The sequence below is a fragment of the Azohydromonas caseinilytica genome, assembly GCF_012927045.1.
Taxonomy (GTDB): domain Bacteria; phylum Pseudomonadota; class Gammaproteobacteria; order Burkholderiales; family Burkholderiaceae_C; genus Azohydromonas; species Azohydromonas caseinilytica.
Genome location: NZ_JABBFW010000016.1, coordinates 94,124 through 114,412, shown reverse-complemented (window position 1 = coordinate 114,412; position 20,289 = coordinate 94,124). Strand labels below are relative to the sequence as shown.

At 70.1% G+C, this 20,289-nt stretch carries 19 protein-coding genes; 12 read left to right on the top strand and 7 right to left on the bottom strand.

The window, feature by feature from the left end; genetic code table 11:
* The coding region (locus tag HHL10_RS20140; protein ID WP_169162195.1) for an FAD-dependent oxidoreductase at window positions 1-697 on the bottom strand (697 nt) is incomplete at its 3' end.
* A gap of 295 nt (window positions 698-992) precedes the next feature.
* Between HHL10_RS20140 and HHL10_RS20135 the strand changes: the two genes are divergently transcribed.
* On the top strand, window positions 993-1,292 hold the full coding sequence (locus HHL10_RS20135; RefSeq protein ID WP_169162194.1) for an SGNH/GDSL hydrolase family protein: 300 nt from the start codon (window positions 993-995) through the stop codon (window positions 1,290-1,292).
* Between the two features lie 2 nt (window positions 1,293-1,294).
* Here the strand turns inward: HHL10_RS20135 and HHL10_RS20130 are convergent, their stop codons facing one another.
* From HHL10_RS20130 to purU, 3 genes are all read right to left on the bottom strand, one after another.
* A complete protein-coding gene (locus tag HHL10_RS20130) occupies window positions 1,295-2,278 on the bottom strand; it encodes a GlxA family transcriptional regulator (protein WP_169162193.1) in 984 nt (327 codons plus the stop codon).
* A gap of 115 nt (window positions 2,279-2,393) precedes the next feature.
* A complete protein-coding gene (locus HHL10_RS20125; RefSeq protein WP_169162192.1) occupies window positions 2,394-3,785 on the bottom strand; it encodes an L-serine ammonia-lyase in 1,392 nt (463 codons plus the stop codon).
* A 43-nt stretch (window positions 3,786-3,828) separates the two neighbouring features.
* Window positions 3,829-4,707, bottom strand: a complete 879-nt coding sequence (purU, locus tag HHL10_RS20120) for a formyltetrahydrofolate deformylase (RefSeq protein ID WP_169162191.1) — start codon at window positions 4,705-4,707, stop codon at window positions 3,829-3,831.
* Between the two features lie 242 nt (window positions 4,708-4,949).
* On the opposite strand from purU, the gene HHL10_RS20115 reads away from it, so the two are divergent.
* The 11 genes from HHL10_RS20115 (at window position 4,950) to HHL10_RS20065 (ending at window position 17,438) form a co-directional block, all read left to right on the top strand.
* The gene (locus HHL10_RS20115; RefSeq protein WP_169162190.1) at window positions 4,950-7,304 is read left to right on the top strand and encodes a bifunctional salicylyl-CoA 5-hydroxylase/oxidoreductase; all 2,355 of its coding nucleotides are present in this window, start codon (window positions 4,950-4,952) and stop codon (window positions 7,302-7,304) included.
* Between the two features lie 2 nt (window positions 7,305-7,306).
* Entirely contained in the window at window positions 7,307-8,092 is a 786-nt protein-coding gene (locus HHL10_RS20110) for an SDR family NAD(P)-dependent oxidoreductase (RefSeq protein WP_169162189.1), read from the top strand.
* Window positions 8,093-8,168: 76 nt separating this feature from the next.
* Window positions 8,169-8,744, top strand: a complete 576-nt coding sequence (locus HHL10_RS20105) for a MarR family winged helix-turn-helix transcriptional regulator (RefSeq protein ID WP_169162188.1) — start codon at window positions 8,169-8,171, stop codon at window positions 8,742-8,744.
* Window positions 8,741-9,592 carry an enoyl-CoA hydratase family protein gene (locus HHL10_RS20100; protein WP_169162187.1) on the top strand — a complete coding sequence of 284 codons (852 nt, stop codon included), beginning with the start codon at window positions 8,741-8,743 and terminating at the stop codon, window positions 9,590-9,592. The genes HHL10_RS20105 and HHL10_RS20100 overlap by 4 nt, the downstream gene beginning before the upstream one ends.
* 10 nt (window positions 9,593-9,602) lie before the next feature.
* Entirely contained in the window at window positions 9,603-10,781 is a 1,179-nt protein-coding gene (locus HHL10_RS20095) for an acyl-CoA dehydrogenase family protein (RefSeq protein ID WP_169162186.1), read from the top strand.
* Between the two features lie 26 nt (window positions 10,782-10,807).
* Window positions 10,808-12,415: an AMP-binding protein gene (locus HHL10_RS20090; protein ID WP_169162185.1), complete on the top strand. Its 1,608-nt coding sequence runs from the start codon at window positions 10,808-10,810 to the stop codon at window positions 12,413-12,415.
* A gap of 197 nt (window positions 12,416-12,612) precedes the next feature.
* A complete protein-coding gene (locus tag HHL10_RS20085; RefSeq protein ID WP_169162184.1) occupies window positions 12,613-13,005 on the top strand; it encodes a RidA family protein in 393 nt (130 codons plus the stop codon).
* A gap of 160 nt (window positions 13,006-13,165) precedes the next feature.
* Entirely contained in the window at window positions 13,166-14,305 is a 1,140-nt protein-coding gene (locus tag HHL10_RS20080; protein WP_169162183.1) for a TRAP transporter substrate-binding protein, read from the top strand.
* Between the two features lie 80 nt (window positions 14,306-14,385).
* Complete coding sequence (locus HHL10_RS20075; protein WP_169162182.1) at window positions 14,386-15,012, top strand: TRAP transporter small permease subunit; 627 nt, start codon at window positions 14,386-14,388, stop codon at window positions 15,010-15,012.
* Entirely contained in the window at window positions 15,012-16,982 is a 1,971-nt protein-coding gene (locus tag HHL10_RS20070) for a TRAP transporter large permease subunit (protein WP_169162181.1), read from the top strand. Before HHL10_RS20075 ends, HHL10_RS20070 begins: the two co-directional genes overlap by 1 nt.
* Window positions 16,983-17,168: 186 nt before the next feature.
* On the top strand, window positions 17,169-17,438 hold the full coding sequence (locus HHL10_RS20065) for a hypothetical protein (RefSeq protein ID WP_169162180.1): 270 nt from the start codon (window positions 17,169-17,171) through the stop codon (window positions 17,436-17,438).
* 32 nt (window positions 17,439-17,470) lie between these two features.
* Here HHL10_RS20065 and HHL10_RS20060 read toward each other — a convergent pair whose 3' ends face one another.
* The 3 genes from HHL10_RS20060 to HHL10_RS20050 all read right to left on the bottom strand — a co-directional run bounded on the left by HHL10_RS20060 (window position 17,471) and on the right by HHL10_RS20050 (window position 20,016).
* Window positions 17,471-18,970 carry a glycine betaine ABC transporter substrate-binding protein gene (locus HHL10_RS20060; RefSeq protein ID WP_169162197.1) on the bottom strand — a complete coding sequence of 500 codons (1,500 nt, stop codon included), beginning with the start codon at window positions 18,968-18,970 and terminating at the stop codon, window positions 17,471-17,473.
* Window positions 18,971-19,056: 86 nt separating this feature from the next.
* On the bottom strand, window positions 19,057-19,251 hold the full coding sequence (locus tag HHL10_RS20055; RefSeq protein WP_169162179.1) for a DUF3606 domain-containing protein: 195 nt from the start codon (window positions 19,249-19,251) through the stop codon (window positions 19,057-19,059).
* 408 nt (window positions 19,252-19,659) lie between these two features.
* Window positions 19,660-20,016: a ligand-gated ion channel gene (locus HHL10_RS20050; RefSeq protein ID WP_169162178.1), complete on the bottom strand. Its 357-nt coding sequence runs from the start codon at window positions 20,014-20,016 to the stop codon at window positions 19,660-19,662.
* Between the last annotated feature and the right edge of the window lie 273 nt (window positions 20,017-20,289).

Sequence of the window (20,289 nt, the reverse complement as noted above, 5' to 3'; positions counted from 1 at the left end):
CGGCCTTGACGTAGCCCTGGCTGGTCTGCACGCCCTGCACCCGCCCGCCCTGGATATCGAGCCCCGTGACCTCGCAGTTCTCGATCAGGTCCACCCCGAGGCGGCTGGCCGCGCGCGCGAAGCCCCGCGCCACGGCGTCGTGGTGGGCGATGCCCGCCCTGGGCTGCCAGCTCGCGCCCAGCACGGGGTAGCGGGCGCGGCGGCTGCAGTCGAGCTGCGGGATCTTCTCCTGCACCTCCGCGGCGGTGAGCACCTGCGCGTCGATGCCTTGCAGCCGGTTGGCGTTCACCCGGCGCTCGATGTCGCGCATGTCCTGCAGCGTGTGGCCCAGGTTGAAGACGCCGCGCTGGCTGAACATGACGTTGAAGTTGAGGTCCTCGGTCAGGCCCTCCCACAGCTTCATGGCGTGCTCGTAGATCAGCGCGGCCTCGTCCCAGAGGTAGTTGGAGCGCACGATGGTGGTGTTGCGCGCGGTGTTGCCCCCGCCGAGGTAGCCCTTCTCCAGCACGGCGATGCGCCCGACCTTGTGGTTCTTGGCCAGGTAGTAGGCCGTGGCCAGGCCGTGGCCGCCGCCGCCGATGATCACCACGTCGTAGCCGGGCTGCAGCTGGGCCCGGCGCCATGCCGGCTCCCAGGTCTTGTGGTGGCGCAGGCCATGCTTGAACAGGCTCCACCACGAGTAGGTCTGGCCTTGCATCTTGTTGACTCCTCGGAAGGTCCGAATGGGAGCCATTCTTTGGTGGCGGGGCGTGCGGCGATTGTTGACGCGCGACCTGTACTTGTCGGCTTGCGACAGGCCGGCGATGTCGTTTGCGGACAAGCCTCAGGGTGGCCGAGAGGTGCTTGGGATAATCCCTGTGCGGAGTGAGTGCGGCGGGTGCGGCCTCATCCAGGGTCCACGTGGGGGAGAGCGGCCCGATGACCTGGCACGCCAAGGCGTTGCAGACCTCCTACCTCACGCCGCCCGGCGCCTGCGCGCCGGCATCCCGGGCGTGCGCGTCATCGGCGCGACGCTGGTGCCGGCACTGGGCAGAACCGCCCCCGGGCATGGGCACGAGGAGCAGGACCGCAAGCAGCGGGCGCTCAATGACTTCATCCGCAATGCCGGCCTGTTCGATGCGGTGCTGGACTTCGAGGCGGCCACGCTGGATGCGGCCACGGGCGGCATGACAGCCGAGCTCGTGCCGGATGGAACGGTGGGCGGGCCGGGCGACCGGCTGCATCCGAATCGGGCGGGGTATCTGGCGATGGCGTCGGCCATCAACCCGGACCTGCTGCTGCCCGCAGCTTGAGTTCAGCTTTCGGCGTCGGCCAACTCGGGCAATTCCAGCGGGCTGCCCGAGGTCGCCGTCACCCGCCCCCGGCGCAATGAGCTGGCCGGATAACCGAACACCTCCTTGAAGCGCCTTGAAAAACTGGCGCAGTCGCTGAAGCCGGTTTCCAGCGCGATCTGCGAGAGCTGCAGCCGCGTGTTTTCGGTGAGCCAGTGCGCATGCCGCAGCCGCAACCGGACCGAGAACTCGTGCGGCCCCATGCCGATGGCCTGGCGAAAGCGCCGCTCCAGATGCCGCAGGCTCATGTTCACGCCCTGCGCCACCTCGCGCAGCGGGATCGGGCTGCTCAGGCTCTGCTCCATCAGCCAGATGGCCTGGCGCACGCGCTGGTCGTCGGTGCGCTCGGCAAAGCTGGGCTGGGGCTGCGGCGTGCGTGCAGGCAAGGCGCCCTCCTCGAGCATGATGCGCAGCGCCTTGCTGGCCGCAGCCTTGCCGCAATGGCGCTCGATCAGCCACGCCGCCAGGTGCACTACGCTCGTGCCGCCGGCGCAGGTGAGGCGGTCGCGGTCCACCACGAACATCTCGTGCGACTCGGCCTGCAGCTCGGGAAAGTCCCGCACGAAGTCCTGGTGGTGGAACCAGCTTACGCAGCAGCGCCGCTGCTGCATCAGCCCGGCGCGGGCCAGCACGAAGGAGCCCGTGCACAGGCCCACCAGCGGCACCGCACGCGAGGCCGCCAGGCGCAGGAAGTCGCCCATGGCGCGCGGCAGCTTCTTCGTGCCCTGCAGCAGCCCGCCCACGACCACGATGTAGTCGAAGGCGGCCGGGTCCCCGAAGCGCGCGGTGGGCATCAGCTCGATGCCGTTGCTCGCCTCCACCGGGCGCAGCTCCTCGGCCAGCACGCTCCAGTGGCAGTGGATCGGGCGGCTGCGGTCGCCGTCGTCGGCAGCCAGGCGCAGCGCGTCCACGAAGCCGGAGAAGGCGACCATGGTGAAGCCAGGCATCAGCACGAAGCCGACGTTCAGGGCCGGACGCTTGGGCGGCGCGGCCTTGCGAGACGGCTGCCGGTCTCCTTCGCCAGGCGCGCCGACGTGCGCCGGCGCGTCGGCTGGTCCGGCCTCAGCACTCGACGATGTTGACCGCGAGTCCGCCACGGGCCGTCTCCTTGTACTTGGTCAGCATGTCGGCACCGGTCTCGCGCATGGTCTTGATGACCTTGTCCAGGCTGACGTGGTGCGTGCCGTCGCCGCGCAGCGCCATGCGCGCGGCGTTGATGGCCTTGACCGAGGCGATGGCGTTGCGCTCGATGCACGGAATCTGCACCAGCCCGCCCACGGGGTCGCAAGTCAGGCCCAGGTGGTGCTCCATGCCGATCTCCGCGGCGTTCTCCACCTGCGCCGGCGTGCCGCCCATCACCGCGCACAGCGCGCCCGCGGCCATCGAGCAGGCCACGCCCACCTCGCCCTGGCAGCCGACCTCGGCGCCGGAGATGCTGGCGTTCTCCTTGTAGAGGATGCCGATGGCCCCGGCCGTGAGCAGGAAGTCGATCACGCCCTTGGCGCTGGCGCCGGGCACGAAGCGCGTGTAGTAGTGCAGCACCGCCGGCACGATGCCCGCGGCGCCGTTGGTGGGCGCCGTCACCACGCGCCCGCCCGCGGCGTTCTCCTCGTTGACGGCCAGCGCGTACAGGTTGACCCAGTCCATCACCAGCAGCGGGTCGCCCACGGCGGCCTCGGCGCGCGCGAGCAGGTGCCGGTGCAGCGCCGGGGCGCGGCGCTTGACCTTGAAGCCCCCGGGCAGCACGCCCTCGGTGGCGCAGCCGCGCGTCACGCAGGCCTGCATCACTTCCCAGATGCGGGTGAGCCCGGCATCGATCTCCTCATCGGTGCGCCAGTGGCGCTCGTTGCGGCGCATCAGCTCCGCGATGCTGCAGCGCAGGTCGCGCGTGAGCATCAGCACGTCCGCACCGGTGCGGAAGGGATAAGGGAGCGCCGGCGCATCGGCCACCAGCACCGGCTTGAGGCTCCCGTCCTCGGCCGCCTCCTGGCCGACGACGAAGCCGCCGCCCACCGAGTAGTACTCGCGCCGGTCCAGCTCCACGCCGGCGGCGTTGTACGCGGTGCACTGCATGCCGTTGGCATGGAAGGGCAGCGTCTTGCGGCGGTGCAGCAGCAGGTCGCGCCGCTCGTCGAAGGCGATCTCGTGCACGCCGCCCAGGCGCAGCCGGCCCGCGGCGCGGGTCTGCTCCAGCAGCGCCGGCACGGCATCCACGTCGACGGTGTCGGGCTCATGGCCCTGCAGGCCCAGCAGCACGGCCTTGTCGCTGCCGTGGCCGCGGCCGGTGGCGCCCAGCGAGCCGAAGAGCTGCACCTCGACGCGGGCGCAACGCTCCAGCACCTGCAGCGACTGCAGCCGCTGCACGAACAGCCGCGCTGCGCGCATCGGCCCCACCGTGTGCGAGCTGGACGGCCCGATACCGATCTTGAACAAGTCGAAGACGCTGATGCTCATGCAGACTCCTGGAAATTCTTGAGATGGAGGCACAACGGCGCGCTCATCGCAGCACCACCGTGCGCTGGCCGTTGATGAATACCCTGTGCTCCAGCACGCTCTTGAGCGCGCGCGACAGCACGGTGCATTCGAGCTGGCGCCCCACGTTGAGCAGGTCCTCGGGAGCGTGGGCGTGGTCCACGCGCTCGGTGGCCTGGTCGATGATCGGGCCCTCGTCGAGGTCCGGCGTCGCGAAGTGCGCCGTGGCGCCGATGAGCTTCACGCCGCGCTCGAAGGCCTGGTGATAAGGCTTGGCACCCTTGAAGGCGGGCAGGAAACCGTGGTGGATGTTGATGACGCGACCAGCCAGGCGCCGGCACAGGTCATCCGACAGGACCTGCATGTAGCGCGCCAGCACCACCAGGTCGGCCTGGCTGGACTGCACGATGTCCAGCAGCCGCGACTCCTGCGTCGCCTTGGTCTGGGGCGTCACCGGCAGGCAGGTGTAGGGCAGGCCATGGGCCTCGACCATGGCGCGCAGGTCCTCGTGGTTGGAGACGATGGCCACGGGCTGCATGGGCAGCTCGCCGCGCTTCCATGCCGCCAGCAGCTCCAGCAGGCAGTGGTCCAGCTTCGACACCATCAGCAGCACGCGCAGGGGCTGCGCCAAGTCGTGCAGTTGCCACTCCAGGGCATCGAGCGTCGGCGCCAGCACGGCGAATTCCTCGCGCAGGCGGCCGAGATCGGAAGCATGGGCATTGCGGCGATGGAACACCGCGCGCAGGAAGAAGCGCGCGGTCAGGGTGTCGTCGTAGACGGCGAACTGCTCGACGTAGGCGCCGTGCCCGGCCAGGAAGGCCGCCACGGCCGCCACTTGGCCCGGGGCGCTGCGGCAGGCCACGGTGAGCGTATAGCGGCGCTGTTGCGGGGATTCAGAGGTCATGGGCCACCTTGCGTGTAGATGGGGACCGGCTGCGGTCCGTGACCTCCAATGTCCGCAAGGCGGCGCGCCGCGGCTTGTCTGCTTGCGACATCCGCTTGCCTGATGGCGCCTGGGCCGACTTGCGCCGTCACCGGGTTTGTCCCCGGGTCGCAGTACCGCTACTTGCTTGAACCCTAAAGTATTCAGACCTAAACTGATTTGCATCGGCCCCAGGGCCGCAACCCGGAGCGGAGGCGCGGCGGATGAAGATCGTGTGCATTGGCGGCGGTCCGGCGGGCCTGTACTTCGGGCTGCTGATGAAGCGGCTCAATCCGGCGCATGACATCAGCGTCATCGAGCGCAACCGGCCCTATGACACCTTCGGCTGGGGCGTGGTGTTCTCTGACGCCACTATGGAACACATGCGGCGCTGGGACGGCCCCAGCGCGGACGCCATCCAGGAGGCTTTCAACCACTGGGACGACATCGAGCTGCGCTTCAAGGGCCGGCGCCTGCGCAGCGGCGGCCACGGCTTCGTCGGCATCGCGCGCAAGCGGCTGCTCAACATCCTGCAGGCGCGCTGCGAGGAGGTGGGCGTCAAGCTGGTCTTCGAGCGGGAGGTCGAATCGGACGCCGAGTTCGCGGACGCCGACCTGATCATCGCCAGCGACGGCATCAATTCGCGCATCCGCGCGCGCCATGCGCAGGTGTTCCAGCCGGACATCGTGACGCGCCCGAACCGGTACATCTGGCTGGGCACGCGCCGGCTCTACGACGCCTTCACCTTCGACTTCGTGCGCACCGAGCACGGCTGGTTCCAGGCGCACATCTACAAGTTCGACCGCGACACTTCGACCTTCATCGTCGAGTGTCCGGAAGCCGTGTGGCGCGCGCATGGGTTGGACCGGGCCGACACGGCGCAGTCCATCGCCTTCTGCGAGCGGCTGTTTGCCGACAACCTGCAGGGCGAGAAGTTGATGTCCAACGCGCGGCACCTGCGCGGCTCGGCCTGGCTCAACTTCCAGCGCATCGTGTGCGCGCAATGGTGGCTGCGCAACGAGCACGGCAGCCACGTGGCACTGATGGGCGACGCCGTGCACACGGCGCACTTCGCCATCGGCTCGGGCACCAAGCTGGCGTTGGAAGACGCCATTGAGCTCACGCGCCAGTTCCAGTTGCTGGGCGACACGCCGGAGCACATTCCCGCAGCGCTGCAGGCCTGGCAGGAGGCGCGGCGCATCGAGACGCTGCGGCTGCAGAACGCGGCCTGGAACGCGATGGAGTGGTTCGAGGTCTGCGGCGAGCGCTACTGCGAGCACCTGCAGCCCGAGCAGTTCATGTACTCGCTGCTGACGCGCAGCCAGCGCATCAGCCACGAGAACCTGCGCCTGCGCGACCGGGCCTGGCTCGAAGGCTACGAGCGCTGGTTCGCGGCGCGTGCCGGCGTGGACCGCGACCCCACGTTGCCCGCGGTGCCGCCCATGTTCACGCCGTTCAAGGTGCGCTCCGTGACCTTGAAGAACCGCGTCATCGTCTCGCCCATGGCGCAGTACTCCTGCGTGGATGGCGTACCGGGCGACTACCACCTGGTGCACCTGGGCGCGCGCGCCCTGGGCGGCGCGGCGCTGGTGTGCGCGGAGATGACCTGCACCAGCCCTGACGCGCGCATCACGCCGGGTTGCCCGGGCCTGTGGAACGACGAGCAAGGCGTGGCCTGGCAGCGCATCGTGGACTGGGTGCACGCGAACAGCGACGCCAGGATCGCCATGCAGCTGGGCCATTCCGGCGCCAAGGGCTCCACGCGCCGCGCCTGGGACGGCATCGACCTGCCGCTGCCCGCCGACGGCCCGGAGCCGAACTGGCCGCTGCTCAGCGCCTCGCCGCAGCAGTACCTGGCGGGCGGGAGCGCTTGGTCGCGCGCCATGACGCGCGAGGACATGGACCGGGTGCGCGACGATTTCGTCGCCGCCGCGCGTCGCGCCGCGCAGGCCGGCTTCGATTGGCTGGAGCTGCACTGCGCGCACGGCTACCTGCTGTCCTCCTTCCTGTCGCCGCTGACGAACCGCCGCGAGGACGAGTACGGCGGCTCGCTGGCGAACCGCCTGCGCTACCCGCTGGAGGTGTTCCGCGCCGTGCGCGCGGTGTGGCCGGCGCACCTGCCGATGTCGGTGCGCATCTCGGCGCACGACTGGGTGCCCGGCGGCAACACGCCGGCGGAGGCCGTGGACATCGCCAAGGCCTTCAAGGCGGCGGGGGCGGACCTGATCGACGTGTCCTCGGGGCAGGTGAGCAAGGACGAGCAGGTGACCTTCGGGCGCATGTTCCAGACGCCCTTTGCCGACCGGGTACGGCAGGAAGCGGGCATCGCCACCATCGCCGTGGGCGCCATCAGCGAGGCGGACCATGTGAATTCCATCATCGCCGCCGGCCGTGCCGACCTTTGCGCCGTGGCGCGCCCGCACCTGGCGAACCCGGCCTGGACGCTGCTGGAGGCCGCGAAGATCGGCTTCACCGAGGTGGCCTGGCCGAAGCAGTACCTGGCGGGCAAACGGCAGCTGGAGAACAACCTGGCGCGCGAGAAGGTGCAGGCGGCGCAGGGCGCGGCGGTCAAGGCCTGAGCATGGCGAACTCCTCGCTTCCCTTGGCGGGCCGCCACGCGCTGGTCACCGGCGCGGGCCGCGGCATCGGCGCCGCCATCGCGCGCCGGCTGGCCGACGAGGGCGCGACGCTGACGCTGCTGGGGCGCCATCCCGAGCCGCTGGAGGCGCTGGCGGCCGAACTGCCGCCCGGCGCGTGCGCGCAGGTGCTCGTGTGCGACGTGGCCGATGCGCAGGCCGTGGCGCGGGCATGGCAGACGCTGGAGCGGCGCGGCGACGCGGTGCAGATCCTGGTCAACAACGCTGGCCAGGCCGCCAGCGCGCCTTTCACCCGCACCAGCGACGAGCTGTGGCAGCGCATGCTGGCCGTCAACCTCAACGGCAGCTTCCACTGCATGCGCGCGGCGCTGCCGGGGATGCTGGCGGCGGGATGGGGCCGCATCGTCAACGTCGCCAGCACCGCGGGGCAGCGCGGCTATGCCTATGTCGCGGCCTACGCGGCGGCCAAGCATGGCGTGATCGGGCTGACGCGCTCGCTGGCGCTGGAAGTGGCGGCCAAGGGCATCACCGTCAATGCGGTGTGCCCCGGCTTCACCGAGACGGACCTGCTGCGCGACAGCATCGGCAACGTGGTGGCGGCCACCGGCCGCGACGCCGGGGCCGCGCGCGCCGAGTTCACGCGCCACAACCCGCAGGGCCGCCTGGTGCAGCCGGAAGAAGTAGCGGACGCGGTGGCCTGGCTGTGCACGCCGGCGGCGGGCAGCATCAACGGGCAGTCGATTTCCGTCAGCGGCGGGGAGGTGATGTGAGCGCCTCCGCCCGGCCGCTCCGAAGGAGGCGCTCCGTCCCTCTTGGAGGGACCGCGCGCAGCGCGAGGGAGTCCCAATGAGCAAGGCCCACACGCGTAGCTTCAGGCTGGTGCAGTCGCTGGGCGAGGAGGGCATCGGCCGCGAGGCGCGCGCCGTGCCGGACGACCACTCCGCCGTGCGGCTGTGGCTGCGGCTGCTGTCGTGCAGCACGCAGATCGAGCAGGAGATCCGGCTGCGGCTGCGCCAGCGCTTCGGCACCACGCTGCCGCGCTTCGACTACCTCGCGCAACTGGAGCGCCATCCGGAAGGGCTGCGCATGAGCGCGCTGTCGCGCTACCTGATGGTCACCGGCGGCAACGTCACCGGGCTCACGGACCAGCTCGTGGCCGACGGCCATGTGGAGCGCGTGCCCGATCCGCAGGACCGGCGCTCGCTGATCGTGCGGCTGACCCCGGCCGGCCGCGAACACTTCCTGGCCATGGCGGCCGAGCACGAGGGCTGGCTGGCCGAGATGTTCGGCGGCTTCGAGCCTGCGCACCGCGACACGCTCTACGAGCTGCTGGGCCGGTTGCGCGTGCATCTGGCGCACCGCGGCGCGGCCGAGGCCCACGACACCCCGGCCGGTGCCGGTACACGCAAGGAGCGGCAATGAGCAAACCCGTGGACCGGGCCCTGGCGGCGGGCAACCGGCAGCGGCTGGCGGACTACCAGGCGAGCCACTTTCTGTGGCACGTGGCGGGCGGTGTCGCGACCGTCACGCTGAACCGGCCCGAGCGCAAGAACCCGCTGACCTTCGACTCCTACGCCGAGCTGCGCGACCTGTTCGGCCGGCTGAAATACGCCAGCGACGTGCATGCCGTGGTGATCGCGGGCGCGGGCGGCAACTTCTGCTCCGGCGGCGACGTGCACGAGATCATCGGCCCGCTGGTGGACCTGCCCGTGCCGGAGCTGCTGCGCTTCACGCGCATGACGGGGGATCTGGTCAAGGCCATGCGTGCCTGCCCGCAGCCCATCGTCGCCGCGGTGGACGGCGTGTGCGCCGGCGCCGGGGCGATCCTGGCCATGGCCAGCGACCTGCGCCTGGGCACGGCGCGCGCGAAGACGGCCTTCCTGTTCAACCGCGTCGGCCTGGCCGGCTGCGACATGGGTGCCTGCGCGCTGTTGCCGCGCCTCATCGGCCAGGGCCGCGCCAGCGAACTGCTCTACACCGGCCGCACGCTGGGCGGCGAGGAGGCCGAGCGCTGGGGCTTCTTCAACCGGCTGGTGGCGCCGGAAGCGCTGCTGGACGAGGCGCAGGCGCTGGCGCGCGGCCTGGCGGCGGGACCGGCATTCGCCAACGGCATCACCAAGACCATGCTGCACCAGGAGTGGTCCATGGGCATCGACCAGGCCATCGAGGCCGAGGCGCAGGCGCAGGCGATCTGCATGCTCACGCAGGATTTCAAGCGCGCCTATGAAGCCTTCGTGGCGCGCGAGAAGCCGGCGTTCCGGGGCGATTGAAGGAGGCGTCATGGCCGACACCCGCTACCTGGACTGGCCCTTCTTCGAGCCGCGGCACCGTGCGCTGGCGCGCGAGCTGGAGGCCTGGGCGGCACAGCAGCTGCCGCACGCGCATGGCGAGGACGTGGATGCCGAATGCCGTGCGCTGGTGGCGGCGCTGGGCGAGGCTGGCTGGCTGCGGCATGCGGTGGGCGGCCGGGCCTGGGGCGGGGCCGCGGACGCCATCGACACCCGCGCCATCTGCCTGCTGCGCGAGACACTGGCGCGCCACAACGCCCTGGCCGACTTTGCCTTCGCCATGCAGGGCCTGGGCTCGGGCGCCATCAGCCTGGCCGGCACCGAGGCGCAGAAGGCGCGCTGGCTGCCGGCGGTGGCGGCCGGGCAGGCCATCGCGGCCTTCGCGCTGTCGGAGCCCGAGGCCGGCTCCGACGTGGCGGCGCTCTCCTGCGCGGCGCGGGCCGAGGGCGATGCCTATGTGCTCGATGGCGAGAAGACCTGGATCTCCAACGGCGGCATCGCCGATTTCTACGTGGTGTTCGCGCGCAGCGGCGAAGCGCCCGGGGCGCGCGGCATCTCGGCCTTCATCGTCGAGGCCGGCACGCCCGGTCTCCACATTGCCGAGCGCATCGACGTGATGGCGCCGCACCCGCTGGCGCGGCTGCGTTTCGAGGCTTGCCGCGTGCCGGCCGCGCAGCGCCTGGGCGCGCCCGGCGAGGGCTTCAAGCTGGCCATGCGCACGCTGGACGTGTTCCGCACCTCGGTGGCCGCCGCGGCGCTGGGCTTCGCGCGCCGCGCGCTGGACGAGGCGCTGCAGCGCGCCACCACGCGGCGCATGTTCGGCGGCGTGCTGGCGGACCTGCAGCTCACGCAGTCGAAGCTGGCGCAGATGGCCACCACCATCGACAGCGCCGCGCTGCTGACCTACCGCGCCGCCTGGCAGCGCGACCAGGGATCGCCCGTCACGCGCGAGGCCGCCATGGCCAAGATGGTCGCGACCGAGGGCGCGCAGCAGGTCATCGACGCCGCGCTGCAGCTCTGGGGCGGCCTGGGCGTGAAGAGCGGGATGCCGGTGGAGCGGCTGTACCGCGAGATCCGCGCCCTGCGCATCTACGAAGGCGCCACCGAGGTGCAGCAATTGATCATTGCCCGCGAGCTGTTGCGGGACGTGAAGCCGGCCTCGGCGTCCTGAGCGTCCATCACCAAGGGAGGCCCTCCATGCCCAGCGCCCACATCGACACGTTCGCCCGCGACCGGCTGCCGCCACCGCAGCTGATGCCGGAGTTCCTGTTCGAGCTGCCGGAATTAAAGTTCCAGTCGCAACTGAACTGCGCCCACGAGCTGCTGGACCGCCATGTGGCTGAAGGGCATGGCGACCGGGTCTGCATCCGCGCCCCCGGTGTCACTTGGACCTACCGCGAGCTGCAGGACAAGGCCGAGCGCATCGCCAACGTGCTGGTGCGCGACCTGGGCCTGGTGCCGGGCAACCGCGTGCTGCTGCGCGCACCCAACAACCCGATGCTGGCGGCCTGCTGGTTCGCGGTGATGAAGGCCGGCGGCATCGCCGTCGCCACCATGCCGCTGCTGCGTGCCAAGGAGCTCAAGACCGTGCTCGACATCGCGCAGTGCAGCCACGCCCTGTGCGACGCCGCGCTGGCCGGCGAGCTGGAGCAGGCCGCGCGGGCCTGTCCGCAACTGCGCCAGGTGCGCTACTTCAACAGCGCCGAGCCGCATGGCCTGGAGCAGGCGATGAAGCGCCAGCCCTCAGGCTTCCGCAACGTGGACACCGCCGCGGACGACACCTGCCTGCTGGGCTTCACCTCCGGCACCACCGGCGTGCCCAAGGCCACCATGCATTTCCACCGCGACCTGATCGCCGTGTGCCGCTGCTGGCCGCCGCATGTGCTGCGGGCGCGGCCCGACGACGTCTTCATCGGCAGCCCCCCGCTGGCCTTCACCTTCGGGCTGGGCGGGCTGCTGCTGTTTCCGCTGTCCATCGGCGCCAGCACCGTGCTGCTGGAAAAGGCCACGCCGCCGCAGCTGCTGGAGGGCGTGCGCGACTTCGGCGCCACGGTGCTGTTCACTGCGCCGACCTCGTACCGCGCGCTGGCGCCGCATGGCGCACTGCTGCGCGGTACGCGGCTGCGCAAGTGCGTCTCGGCCGGCGAGGCCCTGCCCGCGGCCACGCGCACGCTGTGGCGCGAGGCCACCGGCATCGAGATCATCGACGGCATCGGCACCACCGAGCTGCTGCACATCTTCATCTCGGCCGACGAGGTTCAGGCCCGCCCCGGCTACACCGGCGTGGCGGTGCCGGGCTACCGCGCCGAGATCGTTGATGACGACGACCAGCCCGTGCCGCCGGGCACGGTGGGCCGGCTGCGCGTGAAGGGACCGACGGGCTGCCGCTACTTGGCCGACGAGCGCCAGGCCAGCTACGTGCGCGACGGCTGGAACTACACCGGCGACGCCTACGAGATGGACGCGGAAGGCTATTTCCGCTTCCACGCCCGCACCGACGACATGATCATCAGCGCCGGCTACAACATCGCCGCGCCGGAGGTGGAGGAGGCGCTGCTGCAGCATCCGGCCGTCGCCGAATGCGGCGTGATCGGTGTGCCCGACGCGGAGCGCGGCCAGCTGGTCAAGGCTTTCATCGTGCTGCGTCCGGGGCACCTGGGCGATGCCGCGATGGTCAAGGCGCTGCAGGACTTCGTGAAGCAGGCCATCGCGCCCTACAAGTACCCGCGCGCCATGGAGTTTCTGGATGCGCTGCCGCGTACGGCCACGGGGAAGTTGCAGCGGTTCAGGTTGAAGGCGGATTGAATCGGCACTCGGTTTCTTTCCGCGCTGTTCAAAGAAGTGTTCCGTTCGTCCTGAGGTATCGAAGGATGAACGGCCCCCACCGTGCGGCCGCCATCGCAGCGTTGCGGGTTCACCCTTCGATATTTCAGGGCGAACGGAGCTGGCCAGGCGCGGCGTCGTGAATAACCCAGCGATTTCATTGCGAAAAGGAGCCTTCGATGCCCGCAATCCTCCCCCCCGGCTGGCCCCGACCCAAGGGCTACGCCAACGGCGTGGCCGCCCATGGCCGGCAGGTGTTCGTCGCCGGCATGGTCGGCTGGGACGCGCAGCAGCGCTTCCACAGCGACGACTTCGCGCAGCAGGCCGTGCAGGCGCTGCGCAACGTGGTGGCCGTGCTGGAGGCCGGCGGCGCGCGGCCGGCGCACATCGCGCGCATGACCTGGTACGTCACCGACAAGCGCGAGTACCTGGCGGCGCTGCCGGCCATCGGCGCCGCCTTCCGCGAGCTCATCGGCCACTACGACATCGCCATGACGGCGGTGCAGGTCGTGGCGCTGATCGAGGACCGCGCCAAGGTGGAGATCGAGGTCACGGCGGTGGTCCCGGATTGAACAGTTTCGGCGCCCGCTGTTCCGGATTGACGCGGCCGGCGCGTGTTTCATTTTGAACACTCGGGCTACTACCAGTTGCAGCATCCCCATAGCAACTTTGATAGTTCGTCAGCGCTTTTCCACGGCGCCTTGCGCATTTCCACCACAAAGGAGACAAAGGATGAGCCAGCAACCCAAGCAGGCGGCCCCGCGCCGCCGTTTCCTGAAGAATGCCGCGGCGGCGTCGGTGGGGGCGGGGGCGCTGGCGGCGCCGATGGTGTCGGTGGCGCAGACCACGACGCTGCGCTTCCAGAGCACCTGGCCGGCCAAGGACATCTTCCACGAGTACGCGCAGGACTTCGCCAAGAAGGTCAACGACATGGCGGGCAACCGCCTCAAGATCGAGGTGCTGCCCGCGGGCGCGGTGGTGCCGGCCTTCCAGATGCTTGACGCGGTGAGCAAGGGCACGCTCGACGGCGGCCATGGCGTGATCGCCTACTGGTACGGCAAGAACTCGGCGCTGGCCCTGTGGGGCTCGGGCCCGGCCTTCGGCATGGACCCCAACATGGTGCTGGCCTGGCACCACTACGGCGGCGGCAAGGCGCTGGTGGAGGAGATCTACAAGAGCCTCAACCTCGACGTGGTGTCGTTCATGTACGGCCCGATGCCCACGCAACCGCTGGGCTGGTTCAAGAAGCCCGTGGCGCGCGTGGAGGACATGAAGGGCCTGAAGTTCCGCACGGTGGGCCTGGCGGTGGACGTGTTCACCGAGCTGGGCACGGCCGTGAACCCGCTGCCCGGCGGCGAGATCGTGCCGGCGCTGGACCGCGGCCTGATCGACGCGGCCGAGTTCAACAACGCCTCTTCCGACCGCGTGCTGGGCTTCCCCGACGTGGCCAAGAACTGCATGCTGCAGAGCTTCCACCAGAGCGGCGAGCAGTTCGAGATCCTGTTCAACGGCGCCAAGTACAAGGCGCTGCCCGCCGAGCTCAAGTCCATCATCGACTACGCCGTGCAGGCCGCCAGCGCCGACATGAGCTGGAAGGCCATCGAGCGCAACTCGCGCGACTACGAGGAGCTCAAGAAGGCCGGCGTGAAGTTCTACAAGACGCCCGACGCCATCCTGCGCGCGCAGCTCGCCGCGTGGGACAAGGTCACCGAGAAGAAGGCCGCCGAGAACCCGATGTTCAAGCGCGTGCTGGACTCGCAGCGCGCCTTCGCGCAGCGCGCGGGCCAGTGGCAGGCCGATTACCTGGTCGATTTCAAGATGGCCTACAACCACTACTTCGGCCGCGGCACGGGCCAGACCAAGAAGGGCTGACCGCCTGAAAGTCTGAGTACAGGGCGCCTACCGCAGGCGCCCTTTTCTTGTTCGCACGCATCGCGCGCACGGGAGTTCGCATGCAGAAGGCGTTGCTGGCGGTGGACCGGTTTTCCACCTTCATAGGCAAGCTGTTCGCCTGGACGGCGGCGGGGCTGACGCTGCTGATCAGCTGGGAGGTGTTCAGCCGTTACGCGCTCAACCGGCCCCATGCCTGGGTGCTGGACGCGCAGATCATGCTCTACGGCACGCTGTTCATGATGGCCGGCGCCTACACGCTGTCCAAGAACGGCCATGTGCGCGGCGACGTGCTCTACGGCTTCTTCAGGCCGCGCACGCAGGCCGCCATCGACCTGGTGCTGTACCTGATCTTCTTCCTGCCCGGCGTGGTGGCGCTGACCTGGGCCGGCTGGCAGTTCGCGCAGGAGTCGCTGGCCATCCGCGAGCAGACCTTCTCGGCCGACGCGCTGCCGCTGTACCCGTTCAAGTTCGTCATCCCGCTGTCGGGCGCGATCCTGCTGCTGCAGGGGCTGGTGGAGATCGTGCGCTGCGTCATCTGCCTGCGCCAGGGCCGCTGGCCCGCGCGCGACGGCGACGTGGAGGAGGTGGACGTGGACAAGCTGCGCCAGATGGTCAGCGCCCAGCCGGTCGAGGACCCTGATGCCGCGCGCATCGTGCCGCCGGCGCAGCGCCAGGAGGGTGCGTGATGAAGCTGCGCAAGGAACTCTGGTTCGGCTTCGGCCTGATGGCGATCATCATCGCCGGGGCCGTGGGGATGCTGCTGGGCGCGGAGCAGATCACCAACGGCCACATCGGGCTGCTGATGCTGTCGCTGGTGGTGGTGGCGATCATGCTGGGCTTTCCCACCGCCTTCACGCTCATGGGCATGGGCATGCTCTTCACCTGGCTGGCCTACGAGCGCGACACGGCCAAGACGCTGGACCTGATGGTGCAGTCGGCCTACAAGGTGATGGGCAACGACGTGCTCATCTCGATCCCGCTGTTCGTGTTCATGGGCTACCTGGTCGAGCGCGCCAACCTGATCGAGAAGCTGTTCAAGAGCCTGCACCTGGCGCTGGCGCGGCTGCCCGGCGCGCTGGCGGTGGCCACGCTGGTGACCTGCACGCTCTTCGCCACGGCCACCGGCATCGTCGGTGCGGTGGTCACGCTCATGGGGCTGCTGGCGCTGCCGGCCATGCTGCGCGCGGGCTACTCGGTGCAGCTCTCCGCCGGCGCCATCACCGCCGGCGGTTGCCTGGGCATCCTGATTCCGCCCTCGGTGCTGCTCATCGTCTACGGCGCCACCGCCGGGGTGTCGGTGGTGCAGCTGTATGCGGGCGCCTTCTTCCCCGGGCTGATGCTGGCCGGGCTGTACGTGGTCTACACCATCGTGCTGGCCAAGCTGCGGCCGGCAGTGGCGCCGCCGCTGTCGGCGGCCGAGCGTGCGGTGGTGCTGCCCGCGCCGCTGCAGCAGGCCGGCGCCACGCCGCCGCGCCACGTGCTGCCGGGGCTGCTGGCCGCCCTCAAAGGCCGGCGCAACCACGGCGTGCCGGCGGCTTACCTGCTGCGCCAGGCCTTCGTCGCGATGCTGCCGGTGCTGGTATTCGCGGTGGCGGCGTTGTGGAGCTACGAGCTGGTGACGCGCCCGCAGCCGGTGGACGACACGCCGGGACTGGTGGAGATCGGCAGCGGCGGCGCGCCGGCGGACGCGCCCGGCGGCCTGGCCGAGCCGCCGGCCGCGGGCGGGTTGCAGGAGCCGCCCGTCGAGGGTGGCCTGCAGGAACCTCCGGGCTCCTCGGGCCTAGCCGAGCCGCCGGGCAGCGCCGGCGTGCAGGAGCCCGGTGCCGCAACGCCCGCGGCGCCGGGTGGCGAAGCCGCCGCCGAAGCGGCACCGGGCGGCGCCGAGGCCGGGGCCGCGCAGCCCGCACCGCGCGGCTACTGGACGGCGCTGGGCGTGTGCGCCGTGGCGCTCGCCGCCTTCTACGCCGTGCTGAGCTTCGCGCGACTGGAGGTGTTCAAGATGCTGCTGGGCAGCTTCTTCCCGCTGCTGATCCTGATCCTGGCGGTGCTGGGCTCCATCGTGTTCGGGCTGGCCACGCCCACCGAGGCGGCGGCGGTGGGCGCGCTGGGGGGCTTCCTGCTGGCGGCGGCTTACCGGCAGCTCAACCTGGAGATGGTCAAGGAGTCCGTCTACCTCACGGCCAAGACCAGCGCCATGGTGTGCTGGCTGTTCGTGGGCTCGGCCATCTTCTCCGCGGCCTTCGCGCTGCTGGGCGGGCAGGAGCTGGTGGAGCGCTGGGTGCTGGGCATGAACCTGAGCCGCACCGAGTTCCTGATCCTGTCCCAGGTGATCATCTTCATCCTGGGCTGGCCGCTGGAGTGGACCGAGATCATCGTGATCTTCATGCCCATCTTCATCCCGCTGCTGGACAACTTCGGCGTCGATCCGCTGTTTTTCGGCCTGCTGGTGGCGATGAACCTGCAGACGGCCTTCCTGAGCCCGCCGGTGGCGATGAGCGCCTTCTACCTCAAGGGCGTGGCGCCGCGGCACGTGACGCTGAACCAGATCTTTGCCGGGATGCTGCCTTTCATGGGCATCCAGATCGTGGCCATCGTGCTGCTGTACCTGTTCCCCGGCATCGGCCTGTGGCTGCCGCAGCAGCTCTACGGGCGCTGAGCGGGGCCGCATCGGCGTGAGCTGGCGGGCGGCTTGCAGGCCGCGCCGCCGGCCTCACATCAGAGACGGGAAGCCCGGCCGGCCCGCGATGCGGACCGTGCCGGGGCCGCAATGCGACTGCTGCCGGCATATGTATATAAACACAGTACCCTGTCGGCACATCCTGCTCTACCGAGAAGTTCCGCGATGTGCAACCTGGCCGATCTCCCCTGCGTGGTCGCCGAACCGCGCCGCTCCACTGACCCACCCGCCGCGCCGCTGTCGGGTTTCGAGGCGCGCTGCCTGCTCAAGCGCATTGCCGTGCTGCGCGAGCAGGCCCAGCTGGCCGTGCTGGGTGCCGACGCGGCACGCGAGGCCATGCCGGCCGAGAGCCTGAAAGGCATCTGCCGGGCGCTGCACGAGGCGGAGCTGCAGATCGCCCAGGCGGAAGACCTGGCGGCGCGGGAGCTGGCTTGAAGCCCGGGGACGGCTGCCGGCGCGGTGCCGCCTCACCCTGATCGCTGCAGCCGCCGCTCCAGCCAGTCGAACAGCGCCTGCACCACCAGCGCCAGCAGCGCTGCCGGCACTGCGCCGGCCAAGGTCTGGGTGTGGTCGTTTACGGCCAGGCCCGAGACGATGCGTTCGCCCAGCCCGCCCGCGCCGACGAAGGCAGCCACGGTGGCGGTGCCCACGTTGATGACCGCGGCGGTCTTGATGCCGGCCAGCAGCGTCGGCAGTGCCAGCGGCAGCTCCACCAGGCGCAGCAGCTGTCCGCGCCGCAGGCCCAGCGCCGCGCCGGCCAGGGTGAGTCCTGGCGATACCGACGCCAGTCCGGCGTGCGTGTTGCGCACGATGGGCAGCAGCGCGTAGACGAACAGTGCCAGCAGTGCCGGCACGAAGCCGATGGTGCCCAGCAACGCGATCAGGAAGGCCAGCAGCGCCAGCGAGGGCACGGTCTGAAGCACGCCTACCGCGCCCATCACCACGCCGGCGAAGCGCCGGTGCCGGTGCGCCAGCACGCCCAGCGGCACGCCCACCAGTACCGCCAGCGCCAGCGAGCCGAACACCATCGCCAGGTGCTGGCGCAGCAACCGCCCCAGGTCCGGCGCGAGCAGCCGCTGCAGGAAGCCGGGCGCTGACGGTGTCGCCGGCGGCGCCGCGGTCGGGGCGGATGCGGCGGCCGGGCTGCCGGTGCGGTCCAGGAACTCGCGCGCCACGTCGGCGAAGGCGCGGCCATCGAGCTCGGCCGCGGCGTTCATGGCCGTCATCGCGGCGGCATCGATGCGCCCGGCCAGCATTGCCAGCGGGCGTTCGTCCAGCGTCGCGCGCATCAGCAGCACCGCGTCGTAGCGCGGAAAGAAGTTCCGGTCGTCGCGCAGCACGCGCAGGCGCAGCCGCGCGATCTGCGCATCGGTGGTGTAGACGTCGATCACGTCCACCTGGCCGCGCGCCAGCGCCTGGTAGGCCAGGCCATGGTCCAGCCCGCTGCCGGGCTGCAGGGGCAGGGCATAGGCGCGCTGCAGGCTTGGCCAGCCATCGGCGCGCTGCAGGAATTCGTGCGAGAGCCCCAGTCGCAGCGCCCGCGCCTGCGCCGTGGGCAGCCGCGCCAGCGCCGAGATCGAATCCACGCCCAGCCGCGCCGCGGTGTCCTCGCGCATGGCCAGGGCGTAGGTGTTGTTGAAGCCCAAGGGCACGGCCGCCTTCAGCCCGTGCGGCGCGAGCCGGGCATTGAGCGCCGCCAGCGTGGGGGCCGGCGTGTCGAGCTTGAGCAGCTCGCGCGCGATGGTGCCGGTGTATTCCGGGTAGACGGCGATGGCGCCGCTGGCCAGCGCCTGCTCCAGGATCGCGGTGTTGCCCAGCCCCTGCCGGTGCTCGGCGGCGATGCCGGCGCGCCGCAGCGTCTGCGTGACGATCTCGCCCAGCAGGTAGCTCTCGGTGAAGCGCTTGGAGCCGACCACGACCGGGCTGCCGGCCGGCTCCGCGGGCGGGGAGGCCGCGAGCGCCGGCAGTCCCGAACTCCAGCCGGCCGCACCGGCCAGCAGCGCCAGCAGCCCGTGCCGCAGGCGGCGGCACCAGACCGCGGCCGGCGCCGCGATCAACTGGCGCCGGAGCTGGCGCCCTGGTTCAGCAGGTGTTGCTGCACCGCCTGCGGGTCCGTGCCGGCCGATTTCACGGCTTCTTCCAGCTGCGTGCGCGTGATCCCGAAGTAGTCGATCCAGCGGCCCACGGCCGCGTCGTCGTTCAGGTCGATGGTGCCGCCGGGCGGCGTGGGGGTTGATTGGGCGTCCATGGCCGGTTACGGCAAGCGCCATGCCTCTGGGCGGCCCCCGGCCCGCCGAGGCCCCTCCGGAATCCGGAAAAATGGTTTGCCGCAACTGGATTCCTCGCAAGGGGCGCAGTGCACGCGGTAGATGGGACCCCGCCTGGCTCAATTTCAGCTTTGAACCTCCATTTTCACTTGGCGTGTGGCGGGTGAAACAATGGTTCCAACTCTTGATTTCCGGCTGGCATACCAAGTCGCAATAAGCCCTGAGCGCCGCGGTCGATATCGACGACCACGACCAGATCCTCACTCACACGGCAAGACGCCATGGCGATCTCAAATGGTTTTCGGCCAGCCCCGTGCCCAAGCCCGCCAACTGGGCGTTGTTGCTGGCCGGGCTGGGGTTGGTGGGCTGGCGCTGGAAAAACCGCACTATTACCAACTGAACATCAGGGTAAATCGATGGTCCGAAGGAATGCCGGCACTGTTGTAGCACCTCACGCTGGCCGTGAAATCAGCCCCGCCGGTTCCCCAACTGCCCACCTTGCAATAGTCGGCGTCCTCGGTGCCGTAAGCCGTCACCTGCACGTGACCTCCCGCTCCCCAACTGCCGCTACCGGCAAACAGGGCACCGCCGCCCACCCCCCTGCAGGTCACCACATAACTGCCGACTCCAGTTCTGGTAACCCGGTTGGCGGCGGCTCTGCCAACGGCGTTGTAGGAATAGGTGCCGCTGGGCGTGTAGGGCACGTTGACGGCGGCCGTCGGGTTGTGCGCCCAGACGTAGCACATCGTGGAGCTCCCGCGCCCCGGGTCCGCGGCCGCGGGCGAAACCCAGGCTGCCGCGGTCATGGCCAGCGCACATGTCGCACAAATTCGCAGAGGTATCTTCATGGCTTCTCTCCAGCCGTGGAAAATAATGGCGCGCCCATTCCAATTGACAGGCGCGGCACAGGCCAAAGGAAATCGACGCAAAATTGATCGATGGCTTCAATGTGAAGCGGGCATCACCTCCTTTCAGTTTCCTGAAAACGCTTCCTTCCAACGCGAAGCAAAACCTGTCGC